The sequence below is a fragment of the Streptomyces sp. NPDC127068 genome, assembly GCF_042724695.1.
Taxonomy (GTDB): Bacteria; Actinomycetota; Actinomycetes; order Streptomycetales; family Streptomycetaceae; genus Streptomyces.
Window position 1 is genome coordinate 1 of the sequence record NZ_JBHXEN010000060.1, and the last position, 15,883, is coordinate 15,883.

The window sequence follows — 15,883 nt, forward strand, 5'->3', positions numbered from 1 at the left end:
TTTTTTTTTTTTTACCCGCCGCGCCCCCGCCCCCGGGGCGCCCCCCGGGCCCGGCGCGCCCGCCCCCGCCCCCGCCGGCCCGCCCGGGTGTTTCCGCACGCACCGGATTTCCACCAACCGGACCGCGTGGTCATGTTTGAACCGTAGCACAACATGACCGTGCAGTCCGATTAGGTAGAGTGGGGACCATGATGAGAGCTGACGCCGTGCGCAACCGCCGCCTACTGATGGACGCCGCCGCGGCGGAGTTCGCCGAGAACGGCATGGAGGCGTCGATCACCCGCATCGCCACCCGGGCGGGAATCGGCAAGGGGACGGTGTTCCGACACTTCGACACCAAGGAACAACTGCTCGCCGAGGTCTTCAGCGACCGCCTGGAGGAACTGGTCGCAGCCGGGCTCCGACTCACCGGGTCCGCGGACCCGACCGCCGCACTCTTCGAGTTCATGACCATCGGCACCGAGATCCAGGCGCGCGACCGCTCCTTCTGTCAGGCCGCCGCCGCCCTCTCCCGTAGCGAGTCGGCCGTCCGCGCCTCGCGCGAACGCCTCGCGGACGTGGCCGAAACCCTCGTCGCCGAGGCGCAGCGGGCCGGGACGATCCGCGAGGACGTCACGGGACTCGACGTCGTGCTCCTGCTCAGCGCCGCCTCCCAAGCGGTGCTCAGCATCGGCACGGACGCGCCCGGCCTCTGGCAGCGCTACCTGTCCATGACCTTCGACGGCCTGCGCAGCCGGAACGCCCACCCGCTCCCCGTCCCCGCCCCCACCCGGGCCCAGTTCACGGGCTAGCCGGGCCGGACCCCGCCAGCGCCCCCGGGTGGCAACCGCCGTCTTGTCGCCGACCGAACATTCGGTTAGCGTGCGATGCATCCCGTGGTCCGTCCGCCGCCCCTCGGCCACTGCACCGTTCTCCGCGCGCGGCGGCCCGTGCCCCTTGAGGAGTCCGCCCATGCCCGACGAGGTCTTCCTGATCGACGGCGCCCGCACCCCCCAGGGCCGCTACGGCGGCGCACTGGCCCGGGTGCGCCCCGACGACCTGGCGGCCCTGGTGGTCGGCGAGGCCGTCCGCCGCGCCGGCGTTCCGGGCGGGGCCGTGGACGAAGTGGTCCTCGGGGCCGCCAACCAGGCCGGCGAGGACAACCGTGACGTGGCGCGGATGGCGGTGCTGCTCGCCGGGCTCCCGCACACCGTGCCCGGGTACACCGTCAACCGGCTCTGCGCATCGGGCCTCACCGCAGTCGTCTCGGCCGCCCAGGCGATCCGCTCCGGGGAGGCCCACGTGGTGGTGGCCGGCGGAGTGGAGTCGATGACCCGCGCCCCCTGGGTGATGGCCAAGCCGGGCACCCCGTGGGCCGCACCGGGGGAGGTCCACGACACCACCCTGGGCTGGCGGTTCACCAATCCGCGCTTCACCGCGGTCGACCGCGCGGCGCCCGCGGACGCCGGACCGGGCAACGTCCGGATCACCCTGTCGATGGGCGAGACCGCCGAGGAGGTCGCCGCGCTCGACGGCATCACCCGGGCCGAGTCCGACGCCTTCGCGCTCCGCAGCCACCAGCGGGCCGTCGCCGCCCAGGAGGCCGGGCACTTCGACCGCGAGCTGGTGCCGGTGCCGGGGCCGGACGGCGAGGTGACCCGCGACGAGGGCCCCCGTCCGGGCACGACCCTGGAGAAGCTGGGGCGTCTACGGACGGTCTTCCGGAAGGACGGGATCGTCACCGCCGGCTCCGCCTCGCCCCTCTCCGACGGCGCCTCGGCCCTGGTCGTCGCGAGCGGTGACGCCGTACGCCGGTACGGACTCGTTCCCCGGGCCCGGATCGTCACCGCGGCCTCCGCCGGCGTGCGCCCCCAGCTGATGGGCCTCGGTCCGGTGCCCGCCACCGAGCAGGCCCTCGCCCGCGCGGGCCGGGTGGCGGGCGATCTGGACGCCGTGGAGCTGAACGAGGCGTTCGCCGCACAGGCATTGGCCGTCGTCCGTCGACTGGGGCTGGACGAGGACAGGGTCAATGCCGACGGCGGCGCCATCGCCCTCGGACACCCCCTCGGCTCTTCCGGCGCACGCATCCTGCTCACCCTCCTCGGCCGGCTGGAACGCGAGGACGCCCGGCTCGGCCTGGCCACGCTCTGCGTGGGAGTCGGCCAGGGCGTCGCGATGCTGGTGGAGCGGGTGTGACCGGCGCGCCGTCACGGCCCGGTTCGGCAGGTGGAGCGAGGGACGGGTGGCCCGGTGGCGGCGTCACCTCCGGGGCTTGTTCGCGAACACCCACCGGTTGCCCGCCAGCGCGTCGTTCGGCTCCGGTAGCGGGCCGCGCCCGTGCCGGCGGGTGAAGTCGAAGGGGGTGTGGACCGCGGTGTCCCAGCCGTTGCCCGTCAGCCGGCCGACGGAGTCGGGCCGCGGCGCCCGGTCGAACAGGTCGAGCAGGTCGATGCCGATCTGGTCGGTGGTCGAGGTGTACAGCGGACTGTTGCGGTACTCCAGCAGGTCCTTGTCGAGTTTGACCTCGAACGCCAGGGCGCTGCCCGCGGTGCTCAACCGGTGCACCGTGTCGATGAGGTGCGTCTCGGCGGCGGCGGGCAGGTAGAACAGCAGCCCCTCGGCCAGCCAGACGCTCGGTGCGGCCGGATCGAAACCGGCGTCGGACAGCGCTCCGACCCAGTCGGCGCGCAGATCGGTCGGGACGGGGACCCGCGCCGCCTTCGGAACGGCCGGCAGCCCGTCGAGCACCTCGTGCTTGAACGCCAGCACGCCTTCCCGGTCGACCTCGAAGAGCACGCAGCCGGGAGGCCAGTCGAGCCGGAACGCCCGCGCGTCCAACCCCGCTCCGAGCAGCACCACTTGACGGGCGCCCGTGCGGTGCACCGACCGGAGGAGGAAGTCGTCGAGGACCCTCGTCCGCAGACCGAAGTACCGCGCGAACCGCCCCCACAGCGGGTTCGCGTCCCCGTCCGGAACCTGCTGCCCGCAGACCGGCCAGCCGGCGGACGCCGGTGCGGCGCGCACGAAGTGCTCCGCGTAGACGTCCCGGGCCAGGGCGTCGTGGCGGTAGGTCTCGATCGCCCGGGCCGCCGCGACCATCAGCGCGGTGAGACCCACGCCCCCTTCCACGCCTTCCACCCCGGTGTTCCGAGGTGCCGTTCCGACCATGTGTCCTCCATGGGTGAGTCGAGACCGTGAACAGCGGGAAGCCCGTGCGCGGGATCAACCGGTGCCCCGCGACGCCACGGCTACGGGCGTCCCGTTCCTCCTGAAGCGCGCGGGAGCAGGACGGGTTTGACCACCCGGCCCGCCGCGCAGTCACGTTCCGCCTCGTTGATGTCGGTGAGCGGATACGTACGGATCAGCTCGTCGAAGGGGAACCGCCCGGCCCGCCACAGCCCGATCAGCCGCGGAATCAGCAGCCCCGGCACCGCGTCGCCCTCGCAGATGTGGGACATCCGCCGGCCCCGGTCCAGGGTCCCGGGTTCGAGCGGTAGCGGGACGTGGAGCCGCGCCACCAGACCGAGGTGGCCGGTCGGTCGCAGCGCCCGCAGGGCATCGTTGATCAGCGGTGCACAGGCCGTGGTGTCGAGCGCGAACCGTGCTCCGCCGTCGGTCAGTCGTCGGATGCGGCCGGGCAGGTCGGCCGACGAGGCGTGCAGCGGGGTCGCACCGAACCGCTCGGCGAGGGCCAGCCGCTCGGGGTGTCGGTCGACGGCCACGGTCACCGCCCCGGAGGCGGTGGCGGCCATCACCGCGGCCAGGCCCACCGCTCCCGCTCCGAAGACCGCGAGGGTGTCGCCGGGGCCGATCGCGAAGGAGTGGAGGACCGCTCCGGCGCCGGTGAGGAATCCGCAGCCGAGCGGCCCGAGCAGTGCGACGGGGAGCGAGGGGTCGACCCGTACGGCGTTGCGGGCCGGGACCACCGCGTACTCGGCGAACGAGGACTGGCCGAACCACCGGGGGGCCAGTGCGCGCCCGGCCGCGTCGGTGAACCGCGCGGCGTTCTCCTCGCGCCCGCCGAAGAGGTTGAGCGAGGCGAAGGATTCGCAGTGCGCGGGGGCCCCGCCCAGGCAGTTCCGGCAGTGGCCGCAGGAGTCGAAGCTCAGGACGACGTGGTCGCCCTCGCGCAGACCGGTGAGCGGACCGGACGTTTCCACCACGACCCCGGCCCCCTCGTGGCCGAGCACCGCGGGCAGCGGCGAGCCGCCCGGCGCGCGCCGGACCGCGAGGTCGGTCCGGCACATCCCGCAGCCCGCGATCTCGACCAGGACCTCACCCGCGGACGGGCCCGCGTTCAGGATCACCTCCTCGACGGCGAACCGGCCCTCGGACGAGCGCAGCACCGCCGCCTCGAACCGCCTCGTCATGGCCCCTCCGGGCGGTGCACGACGAACGGTCGGAGGTTGCCGTAGAGACCCCACGGCCCGCCGGCGACGCCGACACCGCTGTCCTTGGTGCCCGCGAAGGGCTGGGCGAGGGACAGCTCGGCGTGGTGGTTGATCCATGCCGTCCCGCACTCCAGCCGCTCGGCCACGGCCTCGGCCAGGTCGAGGTCGGTGCCCCAGACCGAGCCCCCCAGCCCGAAGCCGGTGTCGTTGGCCGCCGCCACGGCTTCGTCGAGGTGCCCGTACGGCAGCACCGGCAGCACCGGGCCGAACTGTTCCTGCGTCACCACCGGGCTGTCGGGCGGGACGTCGGTGAGGATCGTCGGGGCGTGGAAGTAGCCGGGCCGGTCCAGTCGGTGGCCCCCGGCCGCGGCGCGGGCGCCGTCCGCCAGGGCCCGGGCCGTGTAGTGCTCGACCCGGGCCAGCTGGGGGGCGTTGTTGACCGGGCCCAGTTGGGTGTCCGGGTCGAGGCCGGCTCCGACGACGACGGTCTTCGCGCGCTGGGCCAGGGCCTCGACCACGTCGCCGTGCAGTCGGGCCGGGACGTAGACGCGCTTGACCGCCATGCAGACCTGCCCGCAGTTGCGGAACGCCGCCCAGAACAGCCGGTCCGCGATCCGCTCCACGTCCACGTCCGCCAGCAGGACGGCGGCGTCGTTGCCGCCGAGCTCCAGGGTGGCCCGGGTGAGCGAGGCGGCGGCGCCCACCGCGACGGCCCGCCCGGTGGGCACCGAACCGGTGAAGGTCACATGGCGGATGCCCGGGTGGCGGGCCAGCCGGGCGCCGAGGGGTTCCTGACCGGTCACGACCGTCAGCACGCCCTCGGGAAGGGCGGTGGAGACGACGGACCCCAGCAGCCGGGTGGCGAGGGGCGTGTGGGGGGAGGGTTTCAGCACCATCGTGTTGCCCGCGGCGAGCGCCGGCGCGAACTTCGCCGAGGCGAGCTGGAGGGGGAAGTTCCAGGGCACGATCGCGGCGACGGGCCCGAGGGACCGCCAGCGGACCTCGCTGCGTACCGGCCGGCCGTCGTCCAGGGGTTGGGGCCCCGGGGTGAGTTCGGCGAAGTACCGCAGACGGGCCGCCGTGCGGGCGACCTCCGCCTGCGACTCGGCCAGGGGTTTGCCCTGTTCACGGGTGAGCAAGGGAGCGAGGTCCGGCCCGGCCGCCGCCACCGCGTCGGCTGCGGCGCGCAGTGCGGTGGCCCGGGCGACGGGATCGGCACGCCAGCTGCGCCACGCCTCGTGGGCCCGGGCGACGACGGCGTCCAGCTCTTCGGGCTGCTGGTCGGGGACCTGCGCGAAGCCCTCGCCGGTGGCCGGGTCGAGGACGGCGAAGCGCTCGCCGGGGGTTCGGGGCGCGCGACGGGGCTGTCGGGTCGCCATGGCCGCGGTCAGCCCGCGGTGGGGGCGGCAGCCGCGTGTTCCCGGGCGTGCCGGTCCATCTCCGCCCGGAAGGCGGCCACCAACGACGGTTGGATCCTGCCGGTGGTGCGGTCGCCGCCCTCGCAGACCGCGCCGCGCACCCCCACGATGTCCGTGCCGATGCGGGTCAGTTCGCCGAGGTCCCCCGCCTTCAGGCTGCCCGCGAGGGCGGCGAGCAGACCGGCGTCGTGGGCCTGCCGGACGAACGCGGCGCAGACTTCCGGCGGAACGTGGTCGAACAGTCGGGTCCCGTCCTTGACCGCGGTGTCGAGCATGGCCGCGTCGGAGCCGGAGCGGCGGGCGATGTCGGGCAGGGCCAGCGGGTTGACGCAGCCGATCCGGTGGGCGTCGGCGTATCCCGAGGCGACGACGAACGCGTCCGGTCGGTGGTCCTTCACCGCCCGGACGACCCCGCGCATGACGTCGACGGCCTGTTCGGGCGTCGTGCATCCGTAGAGGCCGACCTTGATGTAGGTCGCCCCGGAGACGACGGCGCCGAGCGCCGCCTGGGCCACCGTGCCGGGCTTGTACGGGACGTCTCCCACGGTGGCCGAAACCGGTTTGTCCGCCGGGACCACGTCGCGGATCTCCCTGATGACCCACGGGAAGTTCGCGCCGAGCGAGCCCTCGTCGGGGTTCTTGACGTCGACGATGTCGAGGTGGTCCGCGGCCTTCGCACAGTCGAGGGCTTCTTCGACACCGTCGGGGGATATGAGCAGCAACAATCTGGACCCCTTCCACCGCGCGTCCTCCGGCCGGGGCCGGGTGCGCGGAGTCGTCTGGATCACGTGCGGTCCGCTCATCATCACTGCGGCCCCCGGCCGTCGGTAGGGCGCGCGGAGTCCGATCGAGTACGGCCGGGGCGTACTGGTGCGCCGTGCACGCCGGTGCGAACGAGTCCGCCCGGCGGTGCGGGGCCGCCGTTGCTAGGTGGAGCGCCGGGCCGGAGCGGGAGCCACCGCCCGGGCGACCGCTTCGGCCAGTTCCTCGACGTCCGTCCCGGCGCCGGACAGCGTCGACACGGTGATCCGCACCCCCTGGGGCGTCCGGGTGCGGAAGCGTGCTCCGGGGGCCACCGCCCACCCCGCGTGCAGCAACCGCGCGACCGCTCCCGTTTCGTCGGGCACGGGGACCCAGACGTTCATGCCGCTGCGTCCCCGGGCTTCGACGCCCCGTGCGGCGAGGGCGGTGATCAGGGCGTCGCGGCGCGCCCCGTAGGAGGCGGCCACCTCGTGGGGGTCCACCGCACCGGAGTGCCACAGGTGGGCCACGGCCTGCTGTTGGAGCAGGCTCACCCAGCCGGGCCCGAGGCTCTGGCGACCCCGCACCCGGTCCAGGGTGACCTGGTCGCCGGTGAGTACCGCGACCCGCAGGTCGGGACCGTACGCCTTGGCCGCGGACCGCACCAGGGCCCAGTGGGTGGTGCCGCCGGCCAGGGGGTGGAGCGGTTGGTCGACGACGCCGTGGCCGTGGTCGTCCTCGATCAGGAGCGTGTCGGGGTGGCGCCCGAGGACGGCGCGCAGGGACCGTGCGCGGTCCGCCCCGATCACCGCCCCGGTGGGGTTCTGCGCCCGGTCGGTGACGATCAGGGCGCGGGCACCGGCGGCCAGCACCCGCGCCACCTCGTCGGGCAGCGGACCGTCGTCGTCGACCGCCACGGGGGCGACGCGCAGCCCCAACGCGGGGACGAGGTCGAGGAGGCTGCCCCAGCCGGGGTCCTCCACGCCGACGGTGTCGCCGACCCGCAGATGGGCGGTGAGCACCCGTTCCAGAGCGTCCAGCGAACCCGAGGTGACGGCCGTCGGCCCGTCGGGCACGCCGTCCCGGTCGAACGCGCGGCGCGCGAACCGGGCGAGGTCCGGGTCGACGGGCTCGGCCCCGTACAGCACCGGATCGCGGTCGGCGCGTGCGGCGGCGGCCGTGAACGCGGCGGTGAGCGGGGGCAGCAGGGCGACGTCGGGGTTGCCGTCCGACAGGTTCCGGACGCCCGGGGGCACGTCCACCCGGATCGCCGCGCGGGTGGTGACCGCGGGTTTGGCGCGCACCCGGCTGCCGCGGCGGCCGTCGGTCTCGATGACCCCGCGTTCGCGGAGCGTCCGGTAGGCGGCGGCGACGGTGTTGGGGTTCACCCCGAGGCGTTCCGCCAGGGCGCGTTGGGGGGGTAGCGCGGACCCCGGCTCCCACGCGCCCGACGCGACGGCCTGCTCGACGCTGCGGGCGATCTCCGATGCCCCTCGACCCTGGATGGGATATTCTCCTAGCACAAACAACATTATGCACTAGTGCAATCATTTCCGCACGGGGCTCCGTCCGGGGTTCCGTGCGGAGCCCCCGGGCCGAGTGCCGATGACCACGAGGGAGCCGGAGATGCCGGACCAGAGCGCCTACGCACCGACGGAGCGGACCGTCCCCACCCGTTCCCGGGACCGGGCCGCCTACGACCGCGCCACCGTTCACGCGATACTCGACGCCGCCTACGTGTGCCACCTCGGGTTCGTCCGCGACGGCACCCCCGTCGTCCTGCCCACCTTGTACGGACGGGTGGGCGAACGCCTCTACGTCCACGGCTCGACGGGCTCCCGGCCGCTCCGGCTCGCCGGGGGCGGGGAACCGGGGCTGGCGGTGTGCCTGACGGTGACCCACGTGGACGGACTGGTGCTCGCCCGCTCGGCCTTCCACCACTCGATCAACTACCGCTCGGTGGTGGTCCAGGGCACCGCCCGGCCGGTCACCGACCCCGACGAGAAGCGCACGGCCCTCGACGCCCTGGTCGACCACGTGGTCCCGGAGCGCTCCCGGGACTCCCGCCCGGCGAACGCCAGGGAACTGGCGGCGACGGCCGTCCTGGGGCTCGACCTGGACGAGGTCTCGGCGAAGATCCGCACGGGCGGCCCCAACGACGATCCCGAGGACCTGCCGCTCCCCCACTGGGCGGGGGTCGTTCCGGTCCGGCAGACCTACGGGTCCCTGGTCCCGGCCGACGACCTCGCCCCGGGAACGGCCGTGCCCCCGTACCTCTCCGTGCTCTAGCCCGTGGGCTCCCGGTCGGCCGTCCCGAGCACCGGGGCGGCGGCCGGGCCGGCGGGCACCGGACCGCCTGCGGCCACCGGTGCGGACGAGCCCTTGACCGGTGTCGCGGACTGGGCGATGAACGCACCGACCATGACCAGGCACCCGCCGACGATCTGCGGCGCGGACAACTGCTCCCCGAGCAGCACCCAGGCCAGCACCGTCGCGACGACCGCCTCCAGACACGCCACGACCCCGGCGACCTGCGGTGACAGCCGCCGCACCGAGAGCACCCCGGTCAGGTAGGCGAGGACGGTGGCGATCAGCACCACCCAGCCGAGCAGCAGGTACGCGGCCACCGGACGCCCGTCCAGGTCCGCGGTCCCCGCGAGCAGTGACCAGTCCATGTTCCAGGGGCGCGAGATCACCGTCAGGGCGAGCGCCCCGATCAACAGCCCGTACGCGATGACCCCCAGCGGGTCGGGGGCCGCGTCGCCGGCGTCGCTGCCCTGGTCGGAGAGGACGAAGTAGCACGCCTGGCAGCAGGCCGCGCCGAAGGCGAACAGCAGCCCGAGCGCGTCGAAGCCCAGTCCCGACCACACCTCCACCACGCAGGCGAGGCCGCCGACGGCCAGCACCACGCCGACCGCGGCGGCACGGGTGACCGGTCGCCGTTGCACGAAGCGGATGTAGCCCAGGAGCAGGGCCGGGCCCAGGTACTCGACGAGCAGGGCGACGCCGACGGGGATGCGGGAGATCGACGCGAAGTAGAGGGCCTGGACGCCCGCCACGGCGAGCAGGCCGAACCCAGCAAGCAGCGCGGGGCGCCGCACCAGCAGGTCCCGGTGACGCCATGCCAGGGGCAGCATGACGAGGGCGGCACCCGCGACCCGCAACCACACCACGTGCAGGGGGTGCAGGCCCGCTTCGATCAGTGGTTTCGCCGCGACCCCGGAACCGCCGAAGGCGACGGCCGACAGGAGCGCGATCCCCAGGCCGGCGCCGCGGCGCCGGCCGCCGTCGTTCACTCCAGTCGTGTGCACCGGCACATGATGTCAAACACCGTCAGGAGCGTCAGCCCCCACGGCCCTGTCATCCGTCTCACATCCGGCGGCGCTTCCCAGCGGTATCACCAGCGGGCTCCCCGCGACCGGGTCCGTGATGATGGTGCAGGGCAGGCCGAAGACCTCTTCCACCAGTTCCTCGGTGATGATCTGCGCGGGAGTTCCCTCGGCGACCACGGAGCCGTCCTTCATGGCGATGATGTGGGTTCCGTAGCGGGCCGCCTGGTTGAGGTCGTGGAGCACCGCGACCAGGGTGCGGCCCTCCCGGTTGAGGCGGGTGAAGAGTTCCAGGAGTTCGATCTGGTGGGCGATGTCGAGGAAGGTCGTCGGCTCGTCGAGCAGCAGGAGCGGGGTCCGTTGGGCGAGGACCATGGCCACCCAGACGCGCTGGCGCTGTCCGCCGGAGAGTTCGTCCACGGGGCGGCCCGAGAGCGCGGTGGTGTCGGTCGCCGCCATGGCCTCCACCACGGCGGTCTCGTCCGCGGGCGACCACTGCCGGACGAGCTTCTGGTGCGGGTGGCGGCCCCGGGCGACGAGGTCGGCGACGGTGATGCCGTCGGGGGCGAGGGAGGTCTGCGGGAGCAGGCCGAGTACCCGCGCCACTTCCTTCGCCCGGTAGGTGGTGATGGCCTTGCCGTCCAGGACGACCTGGCCGGTGGCGGGCTTGAGGAGCTTGGAGAGTCCGCGCAGGAGCGTGGACTTGCCGCAGGCGTTGGGGCCGACGATGACGGTGAACGATCCGTCGGGGATCTCGACGGAGAGGTCCCGCGAGATGGTCCGGCGGTCGTACCCGATGGTGATGTTCTCCGCCCGCAGCCGGGCCTTCGCGGTGTTCATGGTGTCCTGGGTCTGGGCTGTGGTCATGTCCGGTGTCCTCGGCTGGGTGCTGCGGGTCGGGTGGTCCTGCGGGTCAGGTCCTGCGGGCTTCCCGCACCAGCAGCCACACGAAGTACAGGCCGCCGATCGAGACGGTCACGATGCCGACCGGCAGTTGCACGGGGGCGAAGAGGCGCTGGCCGATCAGGTCGGCGAGGACGAGCAGGAACGCCCCGAGCGCCGCGGACGGCAGCAGGGCCACCGAGGAGGAGCGGGTGATGCGCCGGGCGATCTGGGGTGCCACCAGCGCGATGAAGGCGATCGGGCCGGCCGATGCCGTCACCAGCGCGGTGAGTCCGACGCCCAGGACGACCGCGACGAGCCGTACCGCGTTGGCGCGGGTGCCGAGCGCCGCCGCCGCGTCGTTGCCGAGTTCGAGTTGGCGCAGTGCCGGGCCGCAGGCTGCGGCCAGCGGAAGCAGTACGACGAGGACGGCCAGGACCGGCCAGAACTGGTCGTAGCCGAGGCTGTTGAGCGAGCCGCCGCCCCAGACCGCGGCCAGCATGGCTTCCTCGATGTCGGCCTTCAGGACCAGCCAGGTGTTGAACGCGGCGAGCATCGCGGAGACGCCGATGCCGACGATGATCAGCTGGAACGCCTGCGTTCCGCCGCGGTAGGCGAGGAGGAATACCGCCAGTGCGGTGGCCAGGCCGCCGATCAGGGATCCCGCGGCCACCTGGTAGTACCCGCCGCCGCTGATCAGCATGACGACGAGCGCACCGGTGTAGGAGCCGGAGGAGAAACCGATGATGTCCGGGGAGCCGAGGGGGTTGCGGCTGACGGACTGGAAGATCGCCCCGGCGACGGCCAGTGCCGCGCCGAACAGCACGGCGAGGAGCGCCCGGGGGAGCCGCCATTCGACGACGATCTTCCGGGTCCCGCTCTCGCCGCCGCCCTGGAGGGTGCGGATCACCTCGCCCAACGGGATCTCGTAGGTGCCGTACGCCAGCGAGACGAGTACGGCGGCGGCGGTGAGGGCGAGGAACACCGCGCAGGCGACGGCGACGCGCAGGTCGAACCGGAGGGACCAGCGGGGGCCGCGGGACACCAGGGTCGGTTTGCCGAAGTCCACGGTCGAGCGGCTCACAGTCCGCTCGCCTTCTTGCGGCGGACGAGGAGAATCAGCACGGGGGCGCCGATGAATGCGGTCACGATGCCGACCTGGAGTTCCTGGGGGGTGAGAACGACCCTGCCGACGGTGTCGGAGACGAGCAGCAGGATCGGCGCGTGGACGAGGGTGTAGGGGATGATCCAGCGCTGGTCGGGTCCGACGAACCAGCGCACGACGTGGGGCACCATCAGGCCGACGAAGCCGATGGGGCCGGCCGCGCCGGTGGCGGCTCCGGCCAGCAGGGTGACGGCGACGACGGTCAGTACCCGGGTGCGGCCGATGCCGGCGCCCAGGGAGCGGGCCAGGTCGTCGCCGAGCGCGATGGCGTTGAGGGGGCGCGCCGCCAGCAGGGCGAGCAGCAGCCCCGCGCCGATGAAGGGGAGGACGGTCCAGAAGACGTCCCAGCCCCGGGCGCCGAGCGATCCGGCGGCCCAGCCGCGCATGGCGTCGAAGACGTCGGGCCGCAGCAGGGTGACGGTGGCGGAGATCCCGGCCAGCACCGCGCTGAGCGCGACTCCGACGAGGGTCAGTTTCACCGGGGTGGCGCCCGCCCGGCCCGCCGACCCGAGGACGTAGACCAGGGTGGTGACGACGACCGCCCCGAGGAAGGACATCCCCAGGTACTGCCCCGTGGAGGTGAGTCCGAGGAAGGCGATTCCCATGGTGACGGCGAACGCGGCTCCCGCGTTGACCCCGAGGATTCCGGGGTCGGCCAGCGGGTTGCGGGTGAGGGCCTGGATGAGGGCGCCGGAGACGCCCAGCGCCGCGCCGACGGCGAGGGCCAGGAAGGCGCGCGGAACCCGCAGGTCGCGCACGATGAAGGCGTCCTCCGAACCGTCGTAGGCCGTCAGTGCGTTCCAGACGTCGGCGACGGGGATGGACTTGGCGCCGAACGCCAGGCTCAGCACCATCGTCGCGGCCAGGGCGACGAGGGAGAGGAGGAGTCCCAGGGCACGGCCGGCGTTGGTGCGCACCAGGCCGGGGCGGTGGGCTCCGCCGTCGTGACCGTCGTCGGTGCCGGCTGAGCCGTTCCGGCCGGACGGCGGGGCCTGGTGCCGTCCGGCCGGAAGGGCGGCCGATGTGGTGCTCATAGCCCCAGACGCTCCAACTGGACTTCGTAGAGGTCGCGTCCGACTTCCACGTCACCGTTCTGGTTCCAGATGTCCTCCAGTCGGGTGACGGTCTCCGCGTCGAGGGACTCGTACCGCTGGAGCCACTCCTCGTGCTGGAAGGTCCAGTAGCCGATCACGTCGTACCACTGGGCGGACAGCTGCCGTTCATGGCGGAGGTGCCGGCGCGCCTTGCGGAGTTCCTTCGACTCGCCGGCCACCCACACGTAGGTGCCGGGGGCGATGGCGAGGTCGCGCAGTGACTCCGTCATGGCGCTGGGGCCGACGCCGTTGCCGCGGCCGGGGACCCAGCGCACGGTGAGCCGGCGGGCGGGGCTGGTCAGTTCGATGGCGTGGGAGGCGTCCGCGATCTCGATGACCGCCGTCGCCTCGGTGGCGGGGTCGAGCTGTTCGAGCAGTCGGCCCAGGGCGGGCAGGCCGGTCGCGTCGGTGACGAAGACCTGCTGGGCGGCTTCGGCGGGCGGCTTGTACAGCCGCCGGGGCGGGCCGAAGACGATCCGGTCGCCGGGCCGGGCGCTGTTCGCCCAGGCGGCGGCCCGGCCGTGACCGTGCAGGACGAAGTCGATGTCCACTTCGCCCGCCGAGGCGTCGAACCGGCGGATCGTGTAGGGCGCGATGTGGGGGTAGCGACCCTCGGGGTAGCGCCAGTCGCCGTTCTCGCCGATCTCGGGCAGGACGGGTTCGGCTCCCTCGTCGGGGAAGTGGACCCGGACGTACTCGTCGCCGATCTGCGTGGAGGGGTAGCCGTGGAGGGTCTCGCTGTGGAGCGTGACCCGGGTCATCCCGGGGGAGATCTGCCGGACCCCCGTCACCTCCGCGAGGACGTAGGCGGAGGTGGCGGTCATGAGCCGACCTTCGCGTCGATCTTCGCGAGGATGGTCTCCAGCTCGCCCAGGCTCTCGGTGCCCCAGTCGAAGGAGGAGACCACGGCGGCGGGCACGCTGGAGAAGACGAGGCCCTTCTTCACGGCCGGGAGGTTCTTCCACACCTTGTTGCGGTCGAGGGAGGTGACGAAGTCCTCCATCCCGTACAGATGGATGAGGATGTCCGCGTTGGAGAGCTTGCCGATCTGTTCCAGGGACAGCCATTCGCTCACGGTTCCGACGTCGCCCTTGTGCTCGCCCTTGGTGAAGGGGCGGAACTGGGCGCCGACGGCGTCCCAGACGGGGACGATGAAGTGCCCTGCGGGGTAGGTGCCCCAGGTGGACTGGTCCTGGCCGTGGTTGAACACCGCGATCTTGTTCTTGGAGAGGATGTGCCCGTACTTCGCCTTGAGGTCGGCGGCGCGCTTCTTGAACACCGCCTGCTGCCGCTTGCCCTCGTCGGCCTTGCCGACGGCCGCGGCGATCATGAGCGTACGGTCCTCCCAGGCGCCGACGCCGGAGGCGTCGAGCTGCACGACGGGGGCGATGCCCTGGAGCCGCTTCAGCTCGCCCTTCCGGAGGAAGCGGGTCTCCGCGAAGATCATGTCGGGGTCCTGCTTCGCCACCGCTTCGACGTTCAGCTCGTAGTACGTGCCGACGGTCGCGGTCTTCCCGAGCGCGTCGTAGTACCGCTTCGGCCGCAGGTTCGGGTCGGGGTCGTCGAAGCCCTCCACGACGCCGACCGGCTTGACGCCGAGGTCGACCAGGGCGGCGGGCGAGTAGAAGTCGACGGAGACGATCCGCTTCGGCTCGGCCGGGACCGTGACCTTCCCGGCGATGTCGGTGACCGTGCGGGTCTTGGCGCCGGAGCCCTTGCCGGATGTGCTTCCCTCCGCCGAGCAGGAGCTCAGGGCGAGCGTCGCGGCGACGCTCACGGCCGCCACCATGACGAACCTCCGTCGCAGGGGGCGGGAATCGGGGGTGGTACGGGGTGTCATCGGGCTCCTTCAGGGACCCCGCGGGACGGTCGACGGACCGACAATGCGGGCTTAGGGCAGGCTTACCTAAGTAAGGTAGCCGAGATCCCATCAAGGTATGGCGACAACCTGTTCCGGTTTCACGACACGGCGACTTTGGGGAGCGCGGGTAACGGACCCGATTCGTCGAGCCCGCTCACCGAACGGAAGTAGGCGGCCGGCGTATGACCGGTGACCTGCCGGAACAGATCGATGAAGGTGCTCGGATTGGCGTAGCCGAGTCGACGCGACACCGAGACCACCGGCTTGCCGGCAGCGATGTCGATCAGCGCGGACCGCACCCGGACGAGGATGCGCCACTGGGTGAGGCTGACTCCGGTGTCCCGCTGGAACCAACGCATCAGGGTGCGCCCGCTCAACCCCAGCTCCCGCGCCCACTCCTCCGTCGTGCGGTCGTCCGCCGGATCGGCGATGATCCGCTCGGCGACCGCACGCAGCTCCGGCGTCTTGGGCAGCGGGATGTCGAGCGAGGCGGCCTGGACCGGCTTGATGAGGTCCACCCCGACCCGCTGGAGGCGCAGCCGCTCCTCGTCCGGCATGGCCTCCCGCTGGTTGTGCAGCAGGATCTCGCGCAGCAACCGGCTCATCGGCACGCCCGTGACGGTGTGCCAGGCCGTCCGGGTGAGGTCGGGGTTGAGGTACGTGGCGTAGGTCACCGCACCCGCACTCGCCTTGACCCGGTGGGGCATCCCCGCGGGCAGCCAGATCCCCAGCGCGGGCGGCACGAGCCAGACGTGCTCGGCCGCCTCCACCGTCACGTTGCCGGTGCTCGACCACAACAACTCGGGTTCCGGGTGGGACATCCGCTCCCACTCCATCGACTCGCGCGCGGTGAAGGTGCTGGTGGTGAGCAGCCAGGGGTGCTCGACCTGCCGCTCCCCGCCGGGTACGTACGCGGTCCACTCGTCGGGTTCCAGGGTGGGAGCACCCCAGAGGCGCACCGCGGACGCCCTTTGTCGGCTTACCGTCATGAACTGTCACGATACCTGGTTGTGTCCCCGTCCT

The 15,883-nt window shown here is 72.9% G+C and carries 15 protein-coding genes; 3 read left to right on the forward strand and 12 right to left on the reverse strand.

Annotated features, from left to right (window positions below; genetic code table 11):
- The first annotated feature begins 188 nt into the window (after positions 1-188).
- Together ACFWIA_RS29595 and ACFWIA_RS29600 are read left to right on the forward strand one after the other, a co-directional pair.
- A complete protein-coding gene (locus tag ACFWIA_RS29595) occupies positions 189-791 on the forward strand; it encodes a TetR/AcrR family transcriptional regulator (protein ID WP_387010325.1) in 603 nt (200 codons plus the stop codon).
- A gap of 160 nt (positions 792-951) precedes the next feature.
- Positions 952-2,175: a thiolase family protein gene (locus ACFWIA_RS29600; RefSeq protein WP_387010326.1), complete on the forward strand. Its 1,224-nt coding sequence runs from the start codon at positions 952-954 to the stop codon at positions 2,173-2,175.
- 63 nt (positions 2,176-2,238) lie between these two features.
- Here ACFWIA_RS29600 and ACFWIA_RS29605 read toward each other — a convergent pair whose 3' ends face one another.
- From ACFWIA_RS29605 to ACFWIA_RS29625, 5 genes are all read right to left on the reverse strand, one after another.
- The gene (locus ACFWIA_RS29605) at positions 2,239-3,147 is read right to left on the reverse strand and encodes a class I SAM-dependent methyltransferase (protein ID WP_387010327.1); all 909 of its coding nucleotides are present in this window, start codon (positions 3,145-3,147) and stop codon (positions 2,239-2,241) included.
- A gap of 80 nt (positions 3,148-3,227) precedes the next feature.
- The gene (locus ACFWIA_RS29610; RefSeq protein WP_387010328.1) at positions 3,228-4,349 is read right to left on the reverse strand and encodes an NAD(P)-dependent alcohol dehydrogenase; all 1,122 of its coding nucleotides are present in this window, start codon (positions 4,347-4,349) and stop codon (positions 3,228-3,230) included.
- Entirely contained in the window at positions 4,346-5,749 is a 1,404-nt protein-coding gene (locus ACFWIA_RS29615) for an aldehyde dehydrogenase family protein (RefSeq protein ID WP_387010329.1), read from the reverse strand. Before ACFWIA_RS29615 ends, ACFWIA_RS29610 begins: the two co-directional genes overlap by 4 nt.
- An 8-nt stretch (positions 5,750-5,757) precedes the next feature.
- Positions 5,758-6,513, reverse strand: a complete 756-nt coding sequence (locus tag ACFWIA_RS29620) for a (5-formylfuran-3-yl)methyl phosphate synthase (RefSeq protein WP_387010364.1) — start codon at positions 6,511-6,513, stop codon at positions 5,758-5,760.
- 201 nt (positions 6,514-6,714) lie between these two features.
- Entirely contained in the window at positions 6,715-8,052 is a 1,338-nt protein-coding gene (locus ACFWIA_RS29625; protein ID WP_387010330.1) for an aminotransferase class I/II-fold pyridoxal phosphate-dependent enzyme, read from the reverse strand.
- Positions 8,053-8,155: 103 nt separating this feature from the next.
- Between ACFWIA_RS29625 and ACFWIA_RS29630 the strand changes: the two genes are divergently transcribed.
- On the forward strand, positions 8,156-8,818 hold the full coding sequence (locus ACFWIA_RS29630; protein ID WP_387010331.1) for a pyridoxamine 5'-phosphate oxidase family protein: 663 nt from the start codon (positions 8,156-8,158) through the stop codon (positions 8,816-8,818).
- Here ACFWIA_RS29630 and ACFWIA_RS29635 read toward each other — a convergent pair.
- The 7 genes from ACFWIA_RS29635 to ACFWIA_RS29665 all read right to left on the reverse strand — a co-directional run bounded on the left by ACFWIA_RS29635 (position 8,815) and on the right by ACFWIA_RS29665 (position 15,849).
- Positions 8,815-9,846, reverse strand: coding sequence for a DMT family transporter (locus ACFWIA_RS29635; RefSeq protein WP_387010332.1), 1,032 nt, complete (start codon positions 9,844-9,846; stop codon positions 8,815-8,817). The two genes, ACFWIA_RS29630 and ACFWIA_RS29635, sit on opposite strands and share 4 nt — an antisense overlap.
- A gap of 6 nt (positions 9,847-9,852) precedes the next feature.
- The gene (locus tag ACFWIA_RS29640) at positions 9,853-10,725 is read right to left on the reverse strand and encodes an ABC transporter ATP-binding protein (protein WP_387010333.1); all 873 of its coding nucleotides are present in this window, start codon (positions 10,723-10,725) and stop codon (positions 9,853-9,855) included.
- Positions 10,726-10,771: 46 nt separating this feature from the next.
- Entirely contained in the window at positions 10,772-11,824 is a 1,053-nt protein-coding gene (locus ACFWIA_RS29645; protein WP_387010334.1) for a FecCD family ABC transporter permease, read from the reverse strand.
- Complete coding sequence (locus ACFWIA_RS29650) at positions 11,821-12,939, reverse strand: iron chelate uptake ABC transporter family permease subunit (RefSeq protein WP_387010335.1); 1,119 nt, start codon at positions 12,937-12,939, stop codon at positions 11,821-11,823. The genes ACFWIA_RS29645 and ACFWIA_RS29650 overlap by 4 nt, the downstream gene beginning before the upstream one ends.
- Positions 12,936-13,823, reverse strand: coding sequence for a siderophore-interacting protein (locus tag ACFWIA_RS29655; RefSeq protein ID WP_387010336.1), 888 nt, complete (start codon positions 13,821-13,823; stop codon positions 12,936-12,938). The genes ACFWIA_RS29650 and ACFWIA_RS29655 overlap by 4 nt, the downstream gene beginning before the upstream one ends.
- Positions 13,820-14,839, reverse strand: a complete 1,020-nt coding sequence (locus ACFWIA_RS29660; protein WP_387010337.1) for an ABC transporter substrate-binding protein — start codon at positions 14,837-14,839, stop codon at positions 13,820-13,822. The genes ACFWIA_RS29655 and ACFWIA_RS29660 overlap by 4 nt, the downstream gene beginning before the upstream one ends.
- A gap of 119 nt (positions 14,840-14,958) precedes the next feature.
- On the reverse strand, positions 14,959-15,849 hold the full coding sequence (locus ACFWIA_RS29665; RefSeq protein ID WP_387010338.1) for an AraC family transcriptional regulator: 891 nt from the start codon (positions 15,847-15,849) through the stop codon (positions 14,959-14,961).
- Between the last annotated feature and the right edge of the window lie 34 nt (positions 15,850-15,883).

Bases quoted from the DNA above. Each gene is read 5' to 3' on its own strand.
- ACFWIA_RS29600 (WP_387010326.1), top strand. From the start codon at position 952: ATGCCCGACGAGGTCTTCCTGATCGACGGCGCCCGCACCCCCCAGGGC.
- ACFWIA_RS29630 (WP_387010331.1), top strand. From the start codon at position 8,156: ATGCCGGACCAGAGCGCCTACGCACCGACGGAGCGGACCGTCCCCACC.
- ACFWIA_RS29655 (WP_387010336.1), bottom strand. From the start codon at position 13,823: ATGACCGCCACCTCCGCCTACGTCCTCGCGGAGGTGACGGGGGTCCGG.
- ACFWIA_RS29610 (WP_387010328.1), bottom strand. From the start codon at position 4,349: ATGACGAGGCGGTTCGAGGCGGCGGTGCTGCGCTCGTCCGAGGGCCGG.
- ACFWIA_RS29605 (WP_387010327.1), bottom strand. From the start codon at position 3,147: ATGGTCGGAACGGCACCTCGGAACACCGGGGTGGAAGGCGTGGAAGGG.
- ACFWIA_RS29650 (WP_387010335.1), bottom strand. From the start codon at position 12,939: ATGAGCACCACATCGGCCGCCCTTCCGGCCGGACGGCACCAGGCCCCG.
- ACFWIA_RS29660 (WP_387010337.1), bottom strand. From the start codon at position 14,839: ATGACACCCCGTACCACCCCCGATTCCCGCCCCCTGCGACGGAGGTTC.
- ACFWIA_RS29615 (WP_387010329.1), bottom strand. From the start codon at position 5,749: ATGGCGACCCGACAGCCCCGTCGCGCGCCCCGAACCCCCGGCGAGCGC.
- ACFWIA_RS29595 (WP_387010325.1), top strand. From the start codon at position 189: ATGATGAGAGCTGACGCCGTGCGCAACCGCCGCCTACTGATGGACGCC.
- ACFWIA_RS29640 (WP_387010333.1), bottom strand. From the start codon at position 10,725: ATGACCACAGCCCAGACCCAGGACACCATGAACACCGCGAAGGCCCGG.
- ACFWIA_RS29665 (WP_387010338.1), bottom strand. From the start codon at position 15,849: ATGACGGTAAGCCGACAAAGGGCGTCCGCGGTGCGCCTCTGGGGTGCT.